This window comes from Plantibacter sp. (assembly GCF_059073635.1).
In genome coordinates this window covers 164202-182738 of sequence record NZ_JCACOF010000010.1, presented here as the reverse complement: position 1 = coordinate 182738, position 18537 = coordinate 164202, and the positions used below count along the sequence as shown (strand labels likewise).

15 protein-coding genes are annotated in these 18537 nt (G+C 69.9%); 7 read left to right on the top strand and 8 right to left on the bottom strand.

All coding sequences use genetic code 11. The features are described from left to right. The first annotated feature begins 103 nt into the window (after positions 1 to 103). On the top strand, positions 104 to 1072 hold the full coding sequence (locus AC5JOC_RS13075; protein WP_494246537.1) for an aldo/keto reductase: 969 nt from the start codon (positions 104 to 106) through the stop codon (positions 1070 to 1072). A gap of 9 nt (positions 1073 to 1081) precedes the next feature. On the opposite strand, the gene AC5JOC_RS13070 is transcribed toward AC5JOC_RS13075, so the two are convergent. Beyond that, positions 1082 to 2896 (bottom strand): BCCT family transporter, encoded by a 1815-nt coding sequence (locus tag AC5JOC_RS13070; protein WP_079707184.1) that lies wholly within the window; start codon positions 2894 to 2896, stop codon positions 1082 to 1084. Between the two features lie 215 nt (positions 2897 to 3111). Between AC5JOC_RS13070 and AC5JOC_RS13065 the strand changes: the two genes are divergently transcribed. After that, complete coding sequence (locus AC5JOC_RS13065) at positions 3112 to 4173, top strand: glycoside hydrolase family 6 protein (protein WP_161578601.1); 1062 nt, start codon at positions 3112 to 3114, stop codon at positions 4171 to 4173. A 55-nt stretch (positions 4174 to 4228) separates the two neighbouring features. Beyond that, a complete protein-coding gene (locus tag AC5JOC_RS13060; RefSeq protein WP_371742739.1) occupies positions 4229 to 5167 on the top strand; it encodes a response regulator transcription factor in 939 nt (312 codons plus the stop codon). 64 nt (positions 5168 to 5231) lie between these two features. Here the strand turns inward: AC5JOC_RS13060 and AC5JOC_RS13055 are convergent, their stop codons facing one another. Together AC5JOC_RS13055 and AC5JOC_RS13050 are read right to left on the bottom strand one after the other, a co-directional pair. After that, positions 5232 to 5609 carry a hypothetical protein gene (locus AC5JOC_RS13055; protein WP_137243289.1) on the bottom strand — a complete coding sequence of 126 codons (378 nt, stop codon included), beginning with the start codon at positions 5607 to 5609 and terminating at the stop codon, positions 5232 to 5234. Continuing rightward, complete coding sequence (locus AC5JOC_RS13050; RefSeq protein ID WP_079707182.1) at positions 5606 to 7102, bottom strand: glycosyltransferase family 2 protein; 1497 nt, start codon at positions 7100 to 7102, stop codon at positions 5606 to 5608. The genes AC5JOC_RS13055 and AC5JOC_RS13050 overlap by 4 nt, the downstream gene beginning before the upstream one ends. Before the next feature lie 199 nt (positions 7103 to 7301). On the opposite strand from AC5JOC_RS13050, the gene AC5JOC_RS13045 reads away from it, so the two are divergent. Continuing rightward, positions 7302 to 7940 carry a hypothetical protein gene (locus AC5JOC_RS13045; RefSeq protein WP_236555493.1) on the top strand — a complete coding sequence of 213 codons (639 nt, stop codon included), beginning with the start codon at positions 7302 to 7304 and terminating at the stop codon, positions 7938 to 7940. 19 nt (positions 7941 to 7959) lie between these two features. On the opposite strand, the gene AC5JOC_RS13040 is transcribed toward AC5JOC_RS13045, so the two are convergent. The 3 genes from AC5JOC_RS13040 to AC5JOC_RS13030 all read right to left on the bottom strand — a co-directional run bounded on the left by AC5JOC_RS13040 (position 7960) and on the right by AC5JOC_RS13030 (position 11422). Continuing rightward, the gene (locus tag AC5JOC_RS13040; RefSeq protein ID WP_079707181.1) at positions 7960 to 9132 is read right to left on the bottom strand and encodes a diguanylate cyclase domain-containing protein; all 1173 of its coding nucleotides are present in this window, start codon (positions 9130 to 9132) and stop codon (positions 7960 to 7962) included. Further along, complete coding sequence (locus tag AC5JOC_RS13035; RefSeq protein ID WP_159879183.1) at positions 9129 to 10865, bottom strand: sensor histidine kinase; 1737 nt, start codon at positions 10863 to 10865, stop codon at positions 9129 to 9131. The genes AC5JOC_RS13040 and AC5JOC_RS13035 overlap by 4 nt, the downstream gene beginning before the upstream one ends. A 74-nt stretch (positions 10866 to 10939) precedes the next feature. Beyond that, entirely contained in the window at positions 10940 to 11422 is a 483-nt protein-coding gene (locus AC5JOC_RS13030; RefSeq protein ID WP_064295326.1) for an Lrp/AsnC family transcriptional regulator, read from the bottom strand. 193 nt (positions 11423 to 11615) lie between these two features. On the opposite strand from AC5JOC_RS13030, the gene AC5JOC_RS13025 reads away from it, so the two are divergent. Both AC5JOC_RS13025 and AC5JOC_RS13020 read left to right on the top strand, forming a co-directional pair. Then, positions 11616 to 12410, top strand: a complete 795-nt coding sequence (locus AC5JOC_RS13025; RefSeq protein WP_229939081.1) for a PP2C family protein-serine/threonine phosphatase — start codon at positions 11616 to 11618, stop codon at positions 12408 to 12410. A gap of 91 nt (positions 12411 to 12501) precedes the next feature. Further along, positions 12502 to 15462, top strand: a complete 2961-nt coding sequence (locus AC5JOC_RS13020) for an FtsK/SpoIIIE domain-containing protein (protein WP_494246536.1) — start codon at positions 12502 to 12504, stop codon at positions 15460 to 15462. 122 nt (positions 15463 to 15584) lie between these two features. Here AC5JOC_RS13020 and AC5JOC_RS13015 read toward each other — a convergent pair whose 3' ends face one another. After that, entirely contained in the window at positions 15585 to 16589 is a 1005-nt protein-coding gene (locus AC5JOC_RS13015) for an asparaginase (protein ID WP_192006646.1), read from the bottom strand. Next, positions 16586 to 17959, bottom strand: a complete 1374-nt coding sequence (gene gabT, locus AC5JOC_RS13010) for a 4-aminobutyrate--2-oxoglutarate transaminase (protein WP_121291798.1) — start codon at positions 17957 to 17959, stop codon at positions 16586 to 16588. Before gabT ends, AC5JOC_RS13015 begins: the two co-directional genes overlap by 4 nt. A gap of 82 nt (positions 17960 to 18041) precedes the next feature. On the opposite strand from gabT, the gene AC5JOC_RS13005 reads away from it, so the two are divergent. Then, on the top strand, positions 18042 to 18524 hold the full coding sequence (locus AC5JOC_RS13005; RefSeq protein ID WP_086473942.1) for an OsmC family protein: 483 nt from the start codon (positions 18042 to 18044) through the stop codon (positions 18522 to 18524). Positions 18525 to 18537 lie beyond the last annotated feature (13 nt).

Below are 18537 nucleotides of genomic sequence, written 5' to 3'. Positions count from 1 at the left end.
GAGCGTAGGAAGCCCGTGATCGGCGCGATGCGTCACGTGGGCCTGGCCGCGGCGTCGGGGGCCGACGGGTGCCTGTGGAGGACGGTCGGGCTAGCCTGGATGCATGTCTGATCTCAGCTATCGCCCACTCGGTCGCAGCGGCCTCCTCGTCTCAGCTGTCGGCATCGGCTGCAACAACTTCGGACGCGAGGGCACGGTCACCGAGAGCCTGGACGGCACGCGAGCCGTCGTCGACGCGGCCATTGACGCCGGAGTCACCCTCTTCGACACCGCCGACATCTACGGCCGGGAGTACGGGCTGAGCGAACAACTCCTCGGGCAGGCGATCGCCGGACGGCGGGATGAGATCGTGCTCGCGACCAAGTTCGGCCATGTGGACTACGAGAGCCCGATCCCGAACTGGGGTGCCAAGGGCTCCCGTCGCTACATCCGGCTCGCGGTCGAAGGTTCGCTCCGCCGCCTGGGCACCGACTGGATCGACCTGTACCAGCTGCACACCCCAGACCCGTTCACGCCCATCGAGGAGACGATCGCGGCCCTGGACGAGCTCGTCCACGAGGGGAAGATCCGCTACGCCGGCCACTCGAACTTCGCCGGTTGGCAGCTGACCGAGGCGGACTGGGCGGCTCGCACCGCCGGCCACCCCGCCTTCATCTCGGCCCAGAACGAGTACAGCCTGCTCGTCCGGGGAGCGGAGCGCGAGCTGTTCCCGGCCATGCGCGCCGCCGGCGTCGGCTTCCTCCCGTACTTCCCGCTCTACAACGGCCTGTTCACGGGGAAGTTCTCCCGCGACGGCGGGCCGGCCGACAGCCGCATCATGCGCCAGCGCAAGCACCTCCTCGACACGGCGCCCTGGGACGCGATCGAGGCCTACCAGGCCTTCTGCGACGAGCGCGGCATCTCCATGCTCGAGGCGACCTTCGGCTGGTTGCTCGCTCAGGACGGGCTCACGAGTGTCATCGCCGGTGCGACCACTCCGCAACAGATCCGCGCGAACGCCGCGGCCGGTTCGGCGTGGTCGCCGACCGCCGAGGAAGCGGCCTGGATCTCGGACCGCTTCCCCGTCGGTTGAGCCGTCCGGTCAGTCCTTCGAGCGGCGCTGCTCCGGGTCCTGCGTCTGCGGTTCCGTGGATGCGGCCGATGACCCCGGTGCGTCCGGGGACGCGAGCTGCCGGAGGTCGAGCTGGGCGGTCATCGTGCCGAAGTGCTCCGTGACCTGCTCCGAGACCTGATCCGACAGCTGTTCGCTCACGTCGGCTGAGACGCTCTCGGTGAGCTCTGCGGCGAACAGGCGGCGCTTCGCCCGCTGCTCCCGTCGCACCTCGATCCCGAATGCCTTGAACGACGAGATGCACATGAGGATGATCACGACGCTGAAGGGCAGCGCGGTGATGATGGCCGCCGTCTGCATCGATGCGAGACCGCCGGCAATCAGCAGCGAGATGGCCAGGAGGCTCGTCACGAGCGCCCACGCGATCCGCACCCGGTTCCGCGGTTCCGTGCCGCCGGTGGTGAGCATGCCCATCACGAGCGATCCCGAGTCGGCCGAGGTCACGAAGAACAGGAGGATGAGCAGCAGGGCACCGACGGTCGCGATCGATCCGCCGGGGAGCCCGGCGAGCATGTTGAACAGGGCGGTGTTGAGATCCACCGGGCCGTCGGCGCCGCTGAAGTCACGGCCCTCCAGCGACTGCATGATGGCGGTGCCGCCGAGCACGGCGAACCAGAGGAAGGTGACGAGGGTCGGGACGAGCAGGACGCCGAGCACGAACTGCCGCACGGTGCGTCCCTTCGAGATGCGGGCGATGAAGACGCCGACGAAGGGCGCCCACGACATCCACCAGCCCCAGTAGAAGGTCGTCCACGAGGACTGCCAGGCCTCGCCCGCAGCACCCTGGTACGCGGAGACGTTGAAGGTGAGCCCGACCACGTTCTGGAGGTAGGCGCCCATGGCCTGCACCCATTCGCGGAGGAGGAACAGCGTCGGGCCGGCGAACAGGACGAAGAACAGCAGCAGCGCCGCGAGGACGAGGTTGGTGTTCGAGATCCACTTCATGCCCTTGTGCACGCCGGAGACGAGGGAGAAGATCGTGACGCCGGTGATCACGAGGATGAGGATGACCTGCGTGACGATGTTCGGTTCGGCGATGCCCGTGTACCCGAGCCCCGCGGAGATCTGCAGCACACCGAGGCCGAGCGAGGTCGCGACGCCGAACACGGTACCGATGACGGCGATCGCGTCGATCGCATTGCCCCAGCCGCCCTGCACGCGCTTGCCGAGCAACGGCTCGATCGACCACCGGATCGACATCGGGCGCCCCTTGCGATGCACGGCGTACGCCAGCGCCACACCCACGACCGCGTAGATCGACCAGGCGTGGAGTCCCCAGTGGAGATAGGTCTGACTCATGGCCTGCTGGGCCAGGGACTGCTGGGAGCCCGTGACCCCGGGGCGCGGCTCGAGGAAGTGTGTGAGCGGCTCACCGACGCCGTAGAAGACGAGCCCGATGCCCATCCCGGCGGCGAACAGCATGGAGAACCAGGACAGGAGCGAGAACTCCGGTTCGTCGTCGTCCTTGCCGAGCTTGATGTCGCCGAACTTCGAGACGGCGAAGACGATCGCCACGATGACGAACCCGGCGACGAGCAGGACGTAGTACCACCCGAGGCCTCCGATGATCCCGGACTGGATGGCGTTGAAGACGGACTCGGCCTGTTTCGGGAGCAGGATCGAGAACAGCGCGACACCGAGGATGACCACGAGGGCCGGCCCGAGCACCCAGGGGATGACCTTCGCGGGGGCGTCACCAGCCGCCGCGTCGGAGGTGGGGATGGTCTTCGTGCTCACGTGTGCGCTCCTCGGGCCGTGCGGGCGACCCTGCGTCGCCACGATCATCAAGGGTAGGGAGCCGCGGCGATCCGGACAACGTTGCGCAGCGGGCCCTGGTGTGCAGTCCGGCGTGCGCGCTCGTCGAGCGGCTGGGCGGTCCCGGACGCGTCGGTGCCTCTCGGACATCGCGCCCACCCCCACTCGGGGCACGGATTCGAGCGAATCGGCACCGTGGCGAGGCTTTGTCGGGCACAATTGCGGATGACCATGCAGGAGGATCCGTGCCGAGAACGCCCCGCGACCGACGACGTACCCGGACGGCCGTCGCCCTCGGCGTCGTCGCCGTCCTCCTCGCCGGCGGTGCGCTCGCGGTGTCGCTCGTGAGCCGCGTCCCGAACGCCGCTGCCGGCCCGTTCGACGGAGCGCAGTTGTACGTCGATCCGTCCTCGCTTGCCGCCCGAGCCGCCGCAGCCGATCCGGCGGCCGCGACCGAGGAACCGACGAGTTCCGCCACGGCCGGGACGAGCGGCGGTTCGAACGGCGACCCGAGCGACGTCGCCCAACAGCTCGCAGCGGCGGAGCGGCTCGCGGCGGAGCCGACCGCGATCTGGCTCGTGCCGGAGCGCTACCCGATCGGAACCGTCCGGGACACCGTCTCCGAGGTCGTCCGGTCCGCCGAGCGCTCCGGGTCCATGCCGGTCTTCACGGTCTACGGCGTGCCGGAGCGGGACTGCGGCAACCAGTCCGCCGGTGGGTTGTCGAGCGACGAGTACCAGGACTGGGTCGCCGAGATCGTCGCCGCCGTCGCGGATCACCGCGTCGCCGTGATCCTCGAACCGGATGCCGTCGCGCTCGCGCCGGACTGCGGTGACCGCACCGCGCGGATGCGGCAACTTGCAGCCGCGACCGAGCAGTTCGCGGACGCATCGGTCCCCGTGTACCTCGACGGCGGCCACTCCGACTGGCGACCGCCCGCCGAGATGGCCGAGCTCCTCCGGGAGGCCGGTGTCGCCGACGCAACGGGCTTCGCCACCAACGTCTCCAACTACAACACGACCGAGGACGAGATCGCCTATGCGGAGGAACTGAGCGGCCTCCTCGACGGCGCCCATTACGTGATCGACACCTCTCGGAACGGCAGTGGCTCGAACGGCGAATGGTGCAACCCGTCCGGCCGGACGGTGGGGCAGCAGCCCCTCACCGCGCAGGCCGAACACCTCGACGCGAACCTCTGGGTGAAAGCCCCCGGCGAGAGCGACGGAGCGTGCAACGGTGGCCCCCTTGCTGGGGTATGGTGGCCGGAGCAGGCCGTGCAACTGGCCAAGGGATTCAGCGCGTGGTGAGTCGGCAACGGCCACATCCGGCACGTCGCTGACGGGTGGAACGGGTAGGGGCATCGTGACCGAAGAGCTGAGCGAACGTCGGACCGCGGTCGTCATCGAAGACGACGCGGACATCCGCCAACTGCTCGAGACCGTTCTCGAGCAGGCCGGATTCGAGACCGTGTCCGCTGCGAACGGTCTCGACGGCGTCGAGGCGGTGCGGAGGCACAACCCCCTCGTCACGACCCTCGACGTCAGCATGCCGGGTATCGACGGCTTCGAGGCTGCCAAGCGCATCCGCGCCATCAGCTCCACCTACATCGTCATGCTGACCGCCCGAGGCGACGAGATCGACACCCTGCAGGGCCTCGACTCCGGCGCCGACGACTACATGACCAAGCCCTTCCGTCCGCGCGAGCTCCGTGCCCGCATCGAGGCGATGCTGCGTCGGCCTCGCGCGAACGGTGATGCTCCGGCCGTCGCCGCGGCGGCACCGGCGCAACCGGCTCCGACCGCGGTCGCGCCGGCTCCCGTCGCTCAGGTCGCGACTCCGCCGCTGCAGCAGCAGGTGTCGTCGCCCGACCCCACGATCGTCCACGAGACCGTCGCGCGTCATGCCGCTCCCGTCGGTCAGTCGGTCGTCCCGATCATCATGCAACCGGCTGCCGCAGCGCCCGACGACGGCGAGGGGTGGCTCGTCCACCGCGGTCTGAAGCTCAGCTCGGCCACCCGCATCGTCGAGGTCGACGGCACCGAGGTCGACCTCACGCGGAGCGAGTTCGACCTGTTGCAGGCACTGATGGAGTCCCGCCGTCGAGTGCGCAGCAAGGCGGACCTCGCGCTCATGCTCCGTGGCGAGAGCTACATCACGGCCTACTACGTCAGCGAAGCCGACAAGCGTGCGATCGAGGTGCATCTCGCCAACCTGCGACGGAAGCTCGCGGACAGCACCGTGGCCCCGCGGTTCATCGAGACGGTGCGCGGCGTCGGCTACCGCATGACCTCCGACGACTGAGACCACCGCGGTCCCGACCGCGACGGAGCCTCGCCGGCGACCAACGACGCCTGGTGGACGGAGCTCAGGATTCCGCTGCGTCTGCCGCGTCGAGTTCGAGCAGTCGTTCGCAGCTGCGGCGGCCGACCTCCTGGAGGGCGGTGTGGATCTCGCGTGCGCGTTCGAGTCGCCCCAGCTCGATCGCCTGGAGACCGGCACTCGCGAGTCCGGCCACCCCGATCACGCCCAGCATGACGCTGGAGGAGCGGATGCTGAGGAGGACGACCTTGGACTCGTCGGTGTCATGCGCGTCGAGCGCCGCTCCCAGACGTGCCAGACGGGTGGGCCACATCTCGACGTAGGTCTGGACGAACCGACGACGACTGCGCAGGTCGCCCGAGAGTTCTCGGAGCAACCTGCGCAGTTCGTCGGCGTCGACCGTGCCCGGGTCGGGGGACGTCACACGCGGTAGCCGCGCTGACGACGGATGAGCTTGCCGAACATGCTGAGCGTCTGCAGCACGGTGATGACGCCGAGGACCGGCCAGCCCGCCCAGAGGATCGTGGACTGGACGACGGGGGAGAGCTGGGTCCAGGCGGCGACGATCGCGATGATGGCGGCGAGGACGAACAGGAGCGGCGCGAGGTGCGCGTTGCCCGAGCCGCGTTCTGCCTTCGCCTGCTCGGCCCAGTTGTCGACCTTCTTGTTCGACGCGAACTTCGACCAGGCACGGATGAAGTGGCCCATGCGGATCCACATGTAGAACTCGGCTGGGAAGATGAGGACCGCGAAGAGGATGTCGCGGGCGTTCCGCTTCTTCATCGACAGCGCGATGCGCAGGTTGAGGAAGATGGCGACCAGCGGCGGGATGAGCCACACGGGGCTGAACACGAAGGCGTGGATCGACAGCGAACCGGCGAGCAGCACGACGAAGAGGATGCGCGTGACGATGTTGAGGAGCATCTCCGCGTTCTCGAGCCACCGCAGTCGGAGGTTCGGGTGGAACGGCTGCCCCTTGGTGTCGCCGCGCTGGCCGGGCCACATGAGCTCGATCGCGCCGTAGTTCCACTTGACCTGCTGGGCGTCGAGGGAGCGGACCGTGGTCATCCCACCGACGTCGGCACGGGCGCGGGCGCTGATCTTCGTGAGGTAGCCGGCGCTCTTGATCTGCAGCGACAGGAGCGAGTCCTCCACCTCGGAGTCCTTGACCCACGGGGTGGACTGGTGGTTCTGCTCCATGGCGTCGCGCAGGGCCTGGACGGAGAAGATCGAGTACTGCCCGCCGAGCACGGCCATGTTGCGGCCTCGGAGCATGTTCTGCATGTTGAACGCGGCGAACTGCGTGCGCTGGCCGGCGATGAGGAACGCCGGGACGAGCTGCTTCTTGAACGGCTCGTCGTCGATCGAGAAGATCGCGGAGATGCCGCCGATGCGACTGTCCGAGACGATCTCGGCTTCGAGCGACTCGATCGCGGTCGGGTCGGCGACCGTGTCACCGTCGACACCGAGCAGGTAGTCGTAGCCTTCGACGAGCGTGAAGCCGTAGTTGAGCGCGCCCACCTTCTTGTCGGGGTTCTTCCCGATGTCGTGGATGAACACCTCGGTGAACTGCTCGTAGCCGTCCTCGTCGACCCGGGAGTGCGGGCCGGCGTAGGGCGCGGCGACGTCGACCGACCGGTCCGTGGTGTTGTTGATGACCACGTGGATCACATCGGGCATCCGCGTCTGCTCGAGGAGGGACGCGAGCACCGCCGGCAGCGACTCCTCCTCGTTGTAGGCGGGGATGATGCACCCGATGGTCGCGCGGTACTCGGGGAGCGAGTTGACCGAGTCGATGAATTCGTTGGCATACGCTTCAAGTTCGGGCGCGAGAAGCGGCTGCGTCTGAATGTACCGAGGGTCAGGCTGCTGGGCGTTGGGCCGAGAGCTGTCCGGTCGCGCTTCGAGTTCTGACATCAGGGGTCCTGTTCCGAGTGGGTCGAGTGCAACGGTTCGCGCTGCAGTTGCAACTCTGCCGCGTTGGGCGCGGCTTTCGCGCGTGAATGCGATAGCGTCGGCTCAGGATTTCCTCAAGATTCGCGCTGGCCCCAGTTCGTGGGTCATACGGACCCTCGAGGGTCACTCGATCATCCCTCCGACACCCGCCAGGAGCCTCATGTCGAACCACCCAAGCCCGGTCCGGAACCGGCACGTCAGGCACGCCCTCCAGGCCGCGACCGCCGCCGCGCTCGTCCTCGGGCTGAGCGCCTGCGGGACGCCTCCGTGGGAGGAGCCGGGCGCGCAGCCGACCAGCTCGCCGCGCGTGTCGAAGACGCCGAGGCCGACGGTGAGTGCGATCACCAACGAACTCGCGAGCGGGAGTGCCAAGCACACGCTCACGGCGGGCTCCGCCACCCTCACGGTCGACTACTGGTCCACACTGTCGATGGACGCGTGGACCGCGGACGTCAACAAACCGGTGAGCTTCTCGCTCAGCGGCGTGCTCAACCCCGACGACCTCCAGGCGCTCTATCTCTCGCGGGTGACGCTCACCACGACCGTCCACGGACCGAAGGGGCAGCTGGAGTCGCCTGCCCCGTTCACCGACCAGTCGACGGTGGCACCGGGGTACCTCATCAAGGCGCCGTACAGCTACAGCCAGACGTTCGTCCTCCCCGAGGTGGACAGCGCCGCGACCGGCGTCACCTTGACGATCACCTACGAGCTGCTGGTGCAGGCGACGCCGACGTCCGCCGAATATGCGAAGCAGACTGCGGTGGACACCCTCACCATCGCGATCGCCCCGCCCGCCTGACCGAGCTCGATCCGATCCGTCAGCGGCCCGTCGGCGACGACGAGGCGAGGACCGTGCGGTTCCCGCCGGACGCTGCGGCACGCAGGCTGGCGTCGCTGGCGGCACGCGTGAGGACGGCGACGTCGTACCCGAGGTAGTCGGTCAGAGCGATCCCGATGCTGGCCGTCGGGCGCAGGCGCGGCGTGGTCTCGACGGGGTGGTCGAGCAGGCCGTCCTGGATGCCCTTGGCCGCCTGGAGCGCGACGTCGGCGTCCGTTGCGGGGGTCGCGATCAGGAGACACCCCGCGCCGTCCTCGCCGATGTCGGAGAGCGTCGGACCGTACCGACGGACCGAGGAGATGAACCCCTCGGCGACCTCACTGCTGAACGCCGCTCCGAACGCCGTCTTCATCTCATCGAGGTCGTCGAGCCGGACGTGGAGGATCGCGAGCTGCTCGTCATGGAAGTTCGCCCGTTCCAGCCAGTCGTCGACGATCCGGACGAAGGACTCCTGGAGGAGGACGTCGTCGCCCGTGTACGCGACGATGCTCCCGTGCCGTCGGCTGGCGGGTGCGGCGCGCTCGGCCCGCAGGACCGAGAGCACCACGGTCGCGACGATGAGGAGCGCGATGAGCAGCAGCGAGGCGGCCACGGTCCCGAAGAGCGTCGTGAACAACGAACCGTCCGGCCCCTCCACGAGGAGTGCGACCAGCCGAGCCGCGAAGAACGCCGACGCGATGCCGAGCACGATGGTGAAGCCACGGGTGGTCGGGTTGTCCCGCATCGCGCCGACGAGCGTCTCAGCCGCGCCGAGGCCCGCGAAGAGGGCGATGCAGAGGAACGTCGCAGGCGCGCCCGCCCAGGGGCCTCCCGAGGGCCCGGCGGCGAGCGCGGCGACGATCGTGACCGCCGTCCCGATGAGTGAGACCCAGAGCAGACTCGATTTGCCGTTGAAGAGCCGCGCGCCGGACCACAGGGCGGCGATGCTCAGCACGTATCCACCGTTCCCGGCGGCGATCGCCCACCAGGCCTCCTGGCTCAGGGCGCTGACGACGTAGGAGAAGCTGGTGAACATCCCGGCCATGTAGGACACGGACCACACCCTCCCGCTCGCGTCGTCCTTCCGCATGAAGGTGTTGACGATGAACGTCGCGCCGCAGACGAAGATGACGAGCGCGTTGATCACCGCGACGGTCTGGCTGTCGAAGGTCATTCGGTCCCGCCTCTCGGAATACGGACGACCGCGGTCGTGCCCTCACCGAGCACGCTGTGGACGGTGAGGTCGCCGCCGTGCAGACGGACGATGTCCCGACTGATCGCGAGGCCGAGACCGCTGCCGTGCACCGTGGAGTTGCGGACGAGGTCGGAGCGGAAGAACCGCTCGAAGAGCTTCGGTTGGTCCTCCTCGGAGATGCCGATGCCGGTGTCCCGCACGATGACCCAGGCGGTGTCGCCCTCCGCGGTGACACCGACGCTCAGCTCGCCGCCGTCCCGGTTGTACTTGATGCCGTTCGAGAGCAGGTTGTCGACGACCTGCCGGAGGCGGAACGGGTCGGCGAACAACGGCACGGCCTCCTCGTCGTGGCGCACGATGGTGATGCTCCGTTCGGCGGCCACGTGCGCCAACGACTCGACCGAGCGGTCGACGATCTCCCGGAGCTCGCACTCGGAGCGTTCGAGCACCATGGTCCGGTTCACGTCGCGGGAGGCTGCGAGGATGTCCGCGATGAGTTCGAGGAGTCGATCGCCGTTCGTCTGGGCGATCGTGAGCTGCTTCGCGACCCGCGGTGGGAGCCCCGGGTCGTCGAGCGCGAGGTCGAGGTACCCGAGGATCGACGTCAGCGGCGTCCGGAGCTCGTGCGACACGGAGGCCACGAGGTCGTCCCTGGCGCGGATCGCGTTGATCTCGCTCGTGACGTTGCGTGAGACGAGCACCGTGCCGTCGTAGCCGCCCTCGTGGTCGTAGAGGCGGCGGGAGGTGAGGGCGAGGGCGATCCGCTCGGTACCGGGGGCGCCGAGCCACACCGTGAGGTTCTCGAACTCCTCACCACGGCGTGCACGGATGTACGGCTTGTCCTGCGGCTGGAGGAGGGTCAGTCCGTCCTCGGCCCACACCGGGAGTGCGGGATTGACGTCGGACAGCTCGCCGACCTCGTCCTGCAGCCGCGTCTGGAACCGGTTGACCATCGCCCGGGCTCCGATGCGGTCGAAGCGGACGACGCCGAAGTTCACGGCGTTCAGGATCTCCGCGAGGCGGCTCTCCTGGTCCTGTGCACGCCCCAGGGCGGTCTCGAGCTGTCCGGCCTGCTTGTTCAGCAGCACGCGCTGCGCCTCCGTCCGCTTCGCGGTCATCGCGGTGGAGACGGCGACGAACGCGAGGACCGTGGGCAGGATGACGAGCGCCGGCAGGTTGGCGATGGTGATGTCCCCCGGGGTCATCGCGAGGGATGACCAGCTCGACGTGCAGACGAGCACGATGGCGGTCACGGCACCTGCGAGGCCGAAGGCCGTCGCCATCCAGATGGTCGGGAAGACCCAGAGGAGTCCCGCGCCGATCAGGGGTTCGCCTTGCCGGATGAGCGCGATGGCGATGATGTCGAGGATCGGGAGCGCGATGAGGAGCCGCGGCACCTGGTGCCACGGCACGATCGGCGCGAGCGCCGTCGCGATGAACGCCAGGATCACCCCGATGTAGAAGAGGACGGAGTTGTCGTCGACGCCCTGGAACAGGAGCGTGGCGAAGAGGATGGCGACGACCGCCAGGCCGAAGAGCAGCTGTGGGAAGGCGCTGTAGCCGGTCATCCGGCCGACGCGTCGTGGGACCTCGACCGCGTGCGGGCCCGTTCTCGTGGGCCCGGTGTCCGCGAGACCGGGTGCCGAGGCGGTGTCACCCGACGCCGACGGGCCGGACGGGGGAGTCCGTTCTCCGATCGGCTTCGCGGGCATGGGTTGAGCGTACCTCTGTCGGGGGTGGCGGAACGTGATACTGGGGACGGCTTGCGCCGGTGCGGGGATCCCCTCTAGCGGGTGCCCCAGTCGTAGAGCTGCTTGTGCAGGCGCAGGTAGACGAAGGTCTCCGTTCCGGAGACACCGTCGACGGTGCGGATCTCGTCGTTCAGCAGCGCGATCAGTTCCTCGTCGTCCTCGCAGACCACTTCGACCAGCAGGTCGAAGGAGCCGGCGGTCAGGACGACGTAGTCGACGGCCGACAACGCGGACAGGCGGTCCGCGACCACGCGGGTGTCACCGGTCACCCGGACGCCGATCATCGCCTGTCGGGTGAAACCGAGCTGCATCGGGTCGGTCACCGCGACGATCTGGATGACGCCGGACTCCGTGAGCTTCTGCACCCGTTGCCGCACCGCGGCCTCGCTGAGTCCGACGGCCTTCCCGATCTCGGCGTAGGAGCGGCGTCCGTCGGTCTGGAGCTGCTCGATGATCGCCTTCGAGGTGTCGTCGGGCGGCGCCGCCTTCGCCGGTGCATCGGAGCTCGCTCGTGTCATGCGTCGATCATGACAGCGTGGACGGGTCGCGGCAAGCGGATCCGCAGGACCGACCGACCCCGGCGTCCGGATCCGTCGTCGCCGATCCCCGGACGGAATCCGCCGAGCCGGGTGGGGCGGTCCTGCGGTCGGCCGGTACCGTACTATCGTCGAGGGTGCATCAGCCACCGCCAGCCGTATTAGAGGAGCAGACGTGACCGAGCACGGGCAACGGATCGTCACGCTGCCCGGCGGGCGTCGAGTCTCACTCGCGTGGGCCGGCATGACCGATGTCGGCAAGCGACGCGAGTTGAACGAGGACGCCTTCGTGGCGCTCCCTCCCGTGTTCGCCGTGGCCGACGGCATGGGTGGGCACTCCGCCGGCGAGGTCGCGAGTGCCGCGGTCGCGCACCGCCTGACCAAGGCCACCGAGGGAGCCGAGATCCTCACCGTCGACGGCCTCGTCGACGCGCTGCGCATGGCCGTCGCGGACATGATCGACACCGCGGAGGAGGGCGAACTCGGCATGGGCACCACCGTCACCGGTGTCGTGCTGACGGCCGACGAGGGCGAGGGTCGCGTCGCGGTCTTCAACATCGGCGACTCCAGGGTGTACCGGCTGCAGGACGGCGAGCTGGTTCAGGTCACCGAAGACCACTCGATCGTCCAGGAGCTGATCCGCGCGGGAGCGATCAGCCCGGAGGAGGCGGAGTTCCACCCGAACAGCAACATGATCACCCGGGCCGTCGGACCGTCGGACGACCCCGTACCTGACGTCGAGCTCTTCCCGATCGAGACCGGTGCCCGATGGCTCGTCTGCTCGGACGGGCTCACGAAGGAACTCACCGACCACGGGATCTGGTACTTCCTGACGGAGGGGGCCACGCCGGTCGACGCGGCCGAACTCCTCCTGCGTGCCGCCCTCGACAACGGCGGACGCGACAACGTCTCGGTCATCGTGCTCGACATCGCGGCGGTCGACGAGAGCGTCGAGCAGCCCGCCTCCTGAGCCCGCTCCACAGCCGCTGCTCGCGCGGGCTTCGCGCCCGGTCGGATCGTCCCGTCAGCCGGTCAGGGCCGCAGGGTGCTCCACTGGAGCCATGAGCCCTTCGGACGTGACGCCCTCCGCGACCACCTCGCACCGGCCCGCGACGACGCCGGCCCGCCTCCGTGCCCCCAGCCCGCCGGCAGAGCCGCCCACCGGGTCGCTCCCGATCCTCGCAAGTCTCGCCCCGGTCGTCGGGTCGGTCGCCCTGTTCGCGATCACCGGCTCACCCGTGACCCTCGTCTTCGCCGCGCTCGGGCCCCTCATCGCCGTCGCCGGCTACATCGACGCACGCTGGACCAGACGTCGGCGCGGACGGCGGGCGCGCGCGGCGTATGACGCTGCGGCGCAGGAGCTGGAGCAGGACATCGCGCGAGCACACGTCGAGGAACGCGAGGAACTGCGAGCACTCCACCCTGCCGGTCGGCTCCTCGAGGTCATCGACGGACCCGATCGTGCCAGGTGGCGGGTACCGGAGGCCCGCCGCACGCTCGTCTGCGTCGGGCGAGGGGAGACGAGGAGTGCCGTCCGAGTGGACGCGGGGGCGGACGACGACCGATGGGAGTGGGCGGCACGGCTGTCCGAGGCGCCGGTCGTGGTCGACGCGGTCGAGGGGATCGGCATCGTCGGTGGGAAGGTGTTCGCGCGCGCGGTGGCCCGCAGCATCCTCCTGCAGCTCGCCCGACAGCTCCCGCCGCAGGCAGCGCAGTTCTCCGGTGAGCCCGCGGCTCCCGACGACCGCACCTGGGCGTTCCTCGAGGACCTCCCGCACCGTGCGGTCTCGGACCCCGCCGACCCGATGCCCGGTGGGCGAACGGCGGAGCCGACCCTCGTCTCGGTCGTCGAACGCTGGGAAGCGGTCGGGTCCGCCGCGGGGCGATCGGGAGGACGCCCGCCGACCGGCGGTGTACTCGTCGCCCTGTCCGACACCGTCGAGCTCATCCCCACCCGCTGCCGACACCTGCTCGTCCTCGATACCGACGGCCAGACCGTCCTCGCCGACGGTACCGGCGCCTCCTCGTCCGTGCCGGTGTCGCCAACCCTGCTCGCGGAGGCCGAGGCGGAACACGTCGTCGGGGCGCTCACCGCCGCCGCACTCACGACGGGGGAGTCCCCGACCCTCTCGAGTCTGCCGACCGACGTCGCCTTCGCGCAGGTGCATCCGGTGCGGGGCCGTCGCCCGTCGGCGGGATCCGACTGGCGGCCCGATGCGCTCCGGGTCGCCGTCGGCACCGGCGTCGAGGGCGTGCAGCTGCTGGACCTCGGAGCGGACGGACCCCATGCACTGGTCGGCGGCACGACCGGGAGCGGCAAGAGCGAGCTGCTCATCACCTGGATCACGGCTCTCGCCGCGCAGTGCTCGCCGCAGGAGCTCTCCCTGCTCCTCGTCGACTGCAAGGGCGGCGCCTCCTTCCAAGCGGTGGAGACCCTGCCGCACGTGGTCGGGATGGTGACCGACCTCGAACCGGGAGCGGCGGACCGCGTCGTGTCGAGTCTGCGTGCCGAGCTGCGCCACCGCGAGCGTGTGCTCGCCGGACACGGGGCGCGGCACCTGCTCGACCCCGTGCTCCTGCCGGAGCATCGCCCGGCACGGCTCGTCGTCGTCGTCGACGAGTTCCAGGCACTGCTCGACGCGAGCCCGCACCTCCATCAGGTGTTCGCCGACCTCGCGGCCCGCGGGCGATCACTCGGCCTGCATCTGATCCTCTGCAGTCAGCGTCCTGCGGCGGTCGCCGCCGACGCCATCCTCGCGAACTGCACGCTCCGCCTCTCGCTCCGGGTCACCTCGCGCCCCGACAGCGCCGCGATCCTCGGTGTGCCCGATGCGGCCGCGATCCCGGCCGGAACACCGGGCCGCTGCATCGTCTGGAACGGCGACCGACGACTCGTGTTCCAGTCCGCGGTCACCACGTCCGACGACATCCTCGCGGTCCGTGAGCGCTGGCGCGACGCGCCTGCACCTCGGCGACCATGGCTCGACCCCCTGCCGGCACGCCTGGCCTTGAGCGCTGTCTCGGCGATCGAGGCGGGACGTGCCGGAGGCTCGGAGAGCACCGGTGTCGACTGTCCTCCCGGGGAGGGCATCGTGTTCGGCCTCGCGGACCTCCCCGAGGAGCAGGCACAACGCCCCGCGGTGTGGTGTCCGGAGCACGACGGCTCGCTGCTGGTGCTCGGCACCGGACGTTCCGGTCGAACGACCCTGCTGGACACGCTCGAGGTCGGCGCGCGCGATCGCTTCCGCGTGGAGCGCGTCGGCCAGGATGCCGAGCAGGCCTGGGACACCGTCATGGCGCTGTCGGATCCGCTCCGCCCGACCGAGCGCACCCTCCTGCTGGTCGACGACGTGGAGTCGCTCCTCGCGACCGCCGGGGACGAGCACGGCGCCGCCCTCCGCGATGCACTGCTCGGCCTGCTTCGAGACGGGGGACGCCGCGGGATCAGCGTCGTCCTCGTCGCCTCCCGGCTCGGTGGTGTGGTCCACCGGTTCTCGGCTCAGCTGAGCAGCACGCTCGTCCTCCGCCTCGCCGATCGGCAGGATCATCTCGTCGCCGGCGCACCCGCCTCCTGCTTCGATCCACGCCGACCCGCCGGCCGCGCGCACTGGCAGGACTCGGAAGTGCAGATCGCGCTCGCTCCACCGTCGCCGGCGTCACCGTCCTCTGCGCCCGGGGTCCACCGCTGGCGGCCGAGCCCGGCAACGCGCGACCGTCATCGTCACGCGCGCGACCGGAGCGGTCCGGGCGATGCTGCAGCGCTCGACCGGGACGGAGCGACGCGTGCGGCTCATCGAACCGGCAGCGCACCTGTTCCCGTCCGCACCGCTCGCGGGCGTCGCGGGCATCGAGAGCGACGTCCTGGAGGACGACGCCGCGATCGTCGTCCTCGTCGACCCCGAGACGTGGCTGTCGGGCCGGTTGGTCGTCGGGCGAGACCTTCCGCCGAGCACCGCCGGTGCCGACCTGGTGGTCCACGGCTGCTCCGCCGCCGACTTCCGGCAGGTGACCAGGAGCCGTGAACTCCCGCCGCTCCTCGGCTATGCGAGCGGCCGTGCCTGGTGGTGGCGGGCCGGACAGGAGGCGATGCGTGTGGACCTGCTCGGCTCCTGACCCGAAGCGGCCGAGGCTGTCGGCCGGGCGGTCAGACCGCGGTGACGGCGATCCGGCCGACGACGGCGGCTCCGCCGTGGATGGCCAGGTCGAGTTCCGGTTCGAGGGCGTCGACGGCGGCCGCATCGAGCGCTCCGACCGAGACGAGCAGTCGGAGGGCGACGATCGTCGACGCCCGGAGCGAGCCGTCGAGGACCTTGAGCGCGACGGTCGCGCCGCCGGGTGCCGACATGACCATCACGCCTTCCGCACCGAGCTTCGCGAACAGGCCGAGGCGTTCGATGACGAGCGTGTTCGCCCGGCCGGGTCCGTCGAGTGCCCAGCCGTTGGCGAGCACCGCCGCCGTGAGCAGCCCGGCGTTCCGGTACAGGGCGAACGGCGAGGTGGGGGAGGAGTTGACGACGCGTCCGATGCCACGTGCGAGTCCGGTCAGGGAGATCGCGTACACCGGCGCCCCGCAGCCGTCGACCCCGCTCGCGGCGGGCTTCTCGCCGGTGAAGCGCTCGACGGTGTCGCGGACGGCGAGCTGCAACGGATGGTCGGGCTCGAGGTACGTCGCCTGGTCCCACCCGTTCTGCGCGCAGGCGAGCAGCATGGCCGCGTGCTTCCCGGAGCAGTTCATGTACAGGGGGCTCGTGCCGAGGCCGTCCCGGACCAGCTCGTCGCGGGACGCGCGATCACCGGGCCAATCGGCCGGGCACTGCAACGCCGAGTCTTCGATCCGAGCCCGGCCGAGCATACTGCGCACGACCTGGACGTGCTTCCGGGTGCCCGCATGGCTCGCGGTCGCGAGCACGGCCTGAGCGCCCTCGAGGGACACCCCGGCGTTCATGATCGTGATCGCCTGGAAGGGCTTGAGGCACGAGCGGGGGAAGACCGGTGCGTCCGGTGCTCCGAGGCTCGCGAGGACCTCGCCCTCGGGCCCGAGGACGATCGCCGATCCGGCGTGTCGTGACTCGATGAAGCCGCTGCGCTCGACGACGGCCAACTCCACCGCGTCCGCGACGCGGAAGGTCTGGGGGACCGTCGTGCTCACAGTGCTGCGAGCGCCTGATCGATGACCGTCATCGCGTCCGCGATGAGCTCGTCGGAGACGGCGAGGCTCGGGAGGAAGCGGAGGACGTTGCCGTAGGTGCCGGCGGTGAGGACGAGCACGCCCTGCTGCGCGGCGGCTGCGGCGATGGCGCTGACGGCGGCCGGGTTGGGCTCCTTCGTCGTCGAGGCGGTACCCGGCTGGACGAGTTCCATCGCGATCATCGCGCCGATGCCGCGGACGTCGCCGATGATGTCGTACTTGCCCTGGAGCTCGAGCAGCGCCGCCGTCAGGGTGGCACCGATGCGATCCGCTTCGGCCAGGAGTCCACGGGACTCGATCGACTCGAAGACCGCGACCGACGCGGCACACGCGACGGGGTTACCGCCGAAGGTGCCGCCGAGCCCGCCGGGCTGGCTGGCGTCCATGATCTCGGCGCGCCCCGTGACCGCCGCGAGCGGCAGACCGCCGGCGATGCCCTTCGCGCTCAGCACGAGGTCGGGGACGAGGCCGAAGTGCGAGCTCGCGAAGTACTCGCCGGTGCGCGCCATGCCGCTCTGGATCTCGTCGGCGATGAACACGACGCCGTTGGCCGTGCACCACTCCTGGAGCGCGGGGAGGTAGCCCTCCGCGGGGACGACGAAGCCGCCCTCGCCCTGGATCGGCTCGACGACGAGGCATGCGAGGTCGGTGGCACCGATGCGCTTCTCGAGGTAGGCGATGGTGCGGGCCGCAGCCGCAGCTCCGGACAGGCCGTCGTGGTAGGGGTAGGAGTTGGGGGCGTGGTAGACGTCGCCGGCGAACGGACCGTAGCCGGTCGCGTAGGGGGCGGCCTTGTAGTTCATCGCCATGGTCAGGTTGGTGCGACCGTGGTAGCCGTGGTCGAGCACCGCGACAGCCCGCCGACCGGTGTACTTGCGAGCGATCTTCACGCCGTTCTCGACCGCCTCGGCGCCCGAGTTCACGAGCACCGACTTCTTCGCGAAGTCGCCCGGGGTGTGCTCGGCGAGCAGCTCCGCGACGCGCACGTACTCCTCGTAGGGGGTGATCGTGAACAGGGTGTGCAGGACGTCGGCCGCCTGGTCCTGGACGGCGCCGACCACGGAGGACTCCGTGTGGCCGATGGTGGTGACGCCGATACCGGCACCGAGGTCGATGAACTGGTTGCCGTCGACGTCGACGACGATCGCGCCGTGCGCGCGCTCGATGTACACCGGGAGGACACTCGACACGCCATCGGACACGACCGCGGTCCGGCGGGCGTGCAGCGCCTGCGAGCGCGGGCCCGGGACGGCCGTCACGATGCGACGCTCCTGCGTCACGCTGGGGGCGGAGGCGGTCGTCTGGTCCGTGGTGTCGAGCGTGTCAGTCATAGTCCTCCAGCGTAGCGCGACCTCCCGACAGCGGGGCCGCGAACGCGGGCCGCGGTGGGGAGGCCAGTGGGATACTGGTGGCATGATCACGGGCCACCACGACTACACCATCGGCGTCCGCTGGGACGGAGACCTCGGGACGGGCACGAGCGGGTACCGGGACTACTCCCGGGAGCTCACGGTGACGGCCGCCGGGAAGCACGACCTCGAGGGCTCGGCCGACAAACCGTTCCGCGGCGACCCGGGTCGATGGAACCCCGAGGAGCTGCTCCTCGCGGCCCTCGCCCAGTGCCATCTCCTGTCCTACCTGCACGTCGCCGTGACCCTCGGTGTCGTGGTGACGGCCTACACGGACGACGCCGTCGGGACCATGGTCGAGGACGGCGCGGGCAGCGGTGCGTTCACGGAGGTGGTCCTGCGTCCGCAGGTCACGGTCGCCGATGCGTCGATGGTCGAGGCGGCGCGCGCAGGACACGCCCGCGCGAACGAGCTGTGCTTCATCGCCAACTCGGTGAACTTCCCGGTCCGTCATGAACCGACGATCGTCGTCGCGACGACCACCTGAGGAGTGGACCGAC

Excerpts from the sequence above, each read along its gene's own strand:
- AC5JOC_RS13075 (WP_494246537.1), top strand. The coding sequence starts at position 104 with ATGTCTGATCTCAGCTATCGCCCACTCGGTCGCAGCGGCCTCCTCGTC.
- AC5JOC_RS13070 (WP_079707184.1), bottom strand. The coding sequence starts at position 2,896 with ATGATCGTGGCGACGCAGGGTCGCCCGCACGGCCCGAGGAGCGCACAC.
- AC5JOC_RS13050 (WP_079707182.1), bottom strand. The coding sequence starts at position 7,102 with ATGTCAGAACTCGAAGCGCGACCGGACAGCTCTCGGCCCAACGCCCAG.
- AC5JOC_RS13045 (WP_236555493.1), top strand. The coding sequence starts at position 7,302 with ATGTCGAACCACCCAAGCCCGGTCCGGAACCGGCACGTCAGGCACGCC.
- AC5JOC_RS13040 (WP_079707181.1), bottom strand. The coding sequence starts at position 9,132 with ATGACCTTCGACAGCCAGACCGTCGCGGTGATCAACGCGCTCGTCATC.
- AC5JOC_RS13035 (WP_159879183.1), bottom strand. The coding sequence starts at position 10,865 with ATGCCCGCGAAGCCGATCGGAGAACGGACTCCCCCGTCCGGCCCGTCG.
- AC5JOC_RS13030 (WP_064295326.1), bottom strand. The coding sequence starts at position 11,422 with ATGACACGAGCGAGCTCCGATGCACCGGCGAAGGCGGCGCCGCCCGAC.
- AC5JOC_RS13020 (WP_494246536.1), top strand. The coding sequence starts at position 12,502 with ATGAGCCCTTCGGACGTGACGCCCTCCGCGACCACCTCGCACCGGCCC.
- gabT (WP_121291798.1), bottom strand. The coding sequence starts at position 17,959 with ATGACTGACACGCTCGACACCACGGACCAGACGACCGCCTCCGCCCCC.
- AC5JOC_RS13005 (WP_086473942.1), top strand. The coding sequence starts at position 18,042 with ATGATCACGGGCCACCACGACTACACCATCGGCGTCCGCTGGGACGGA.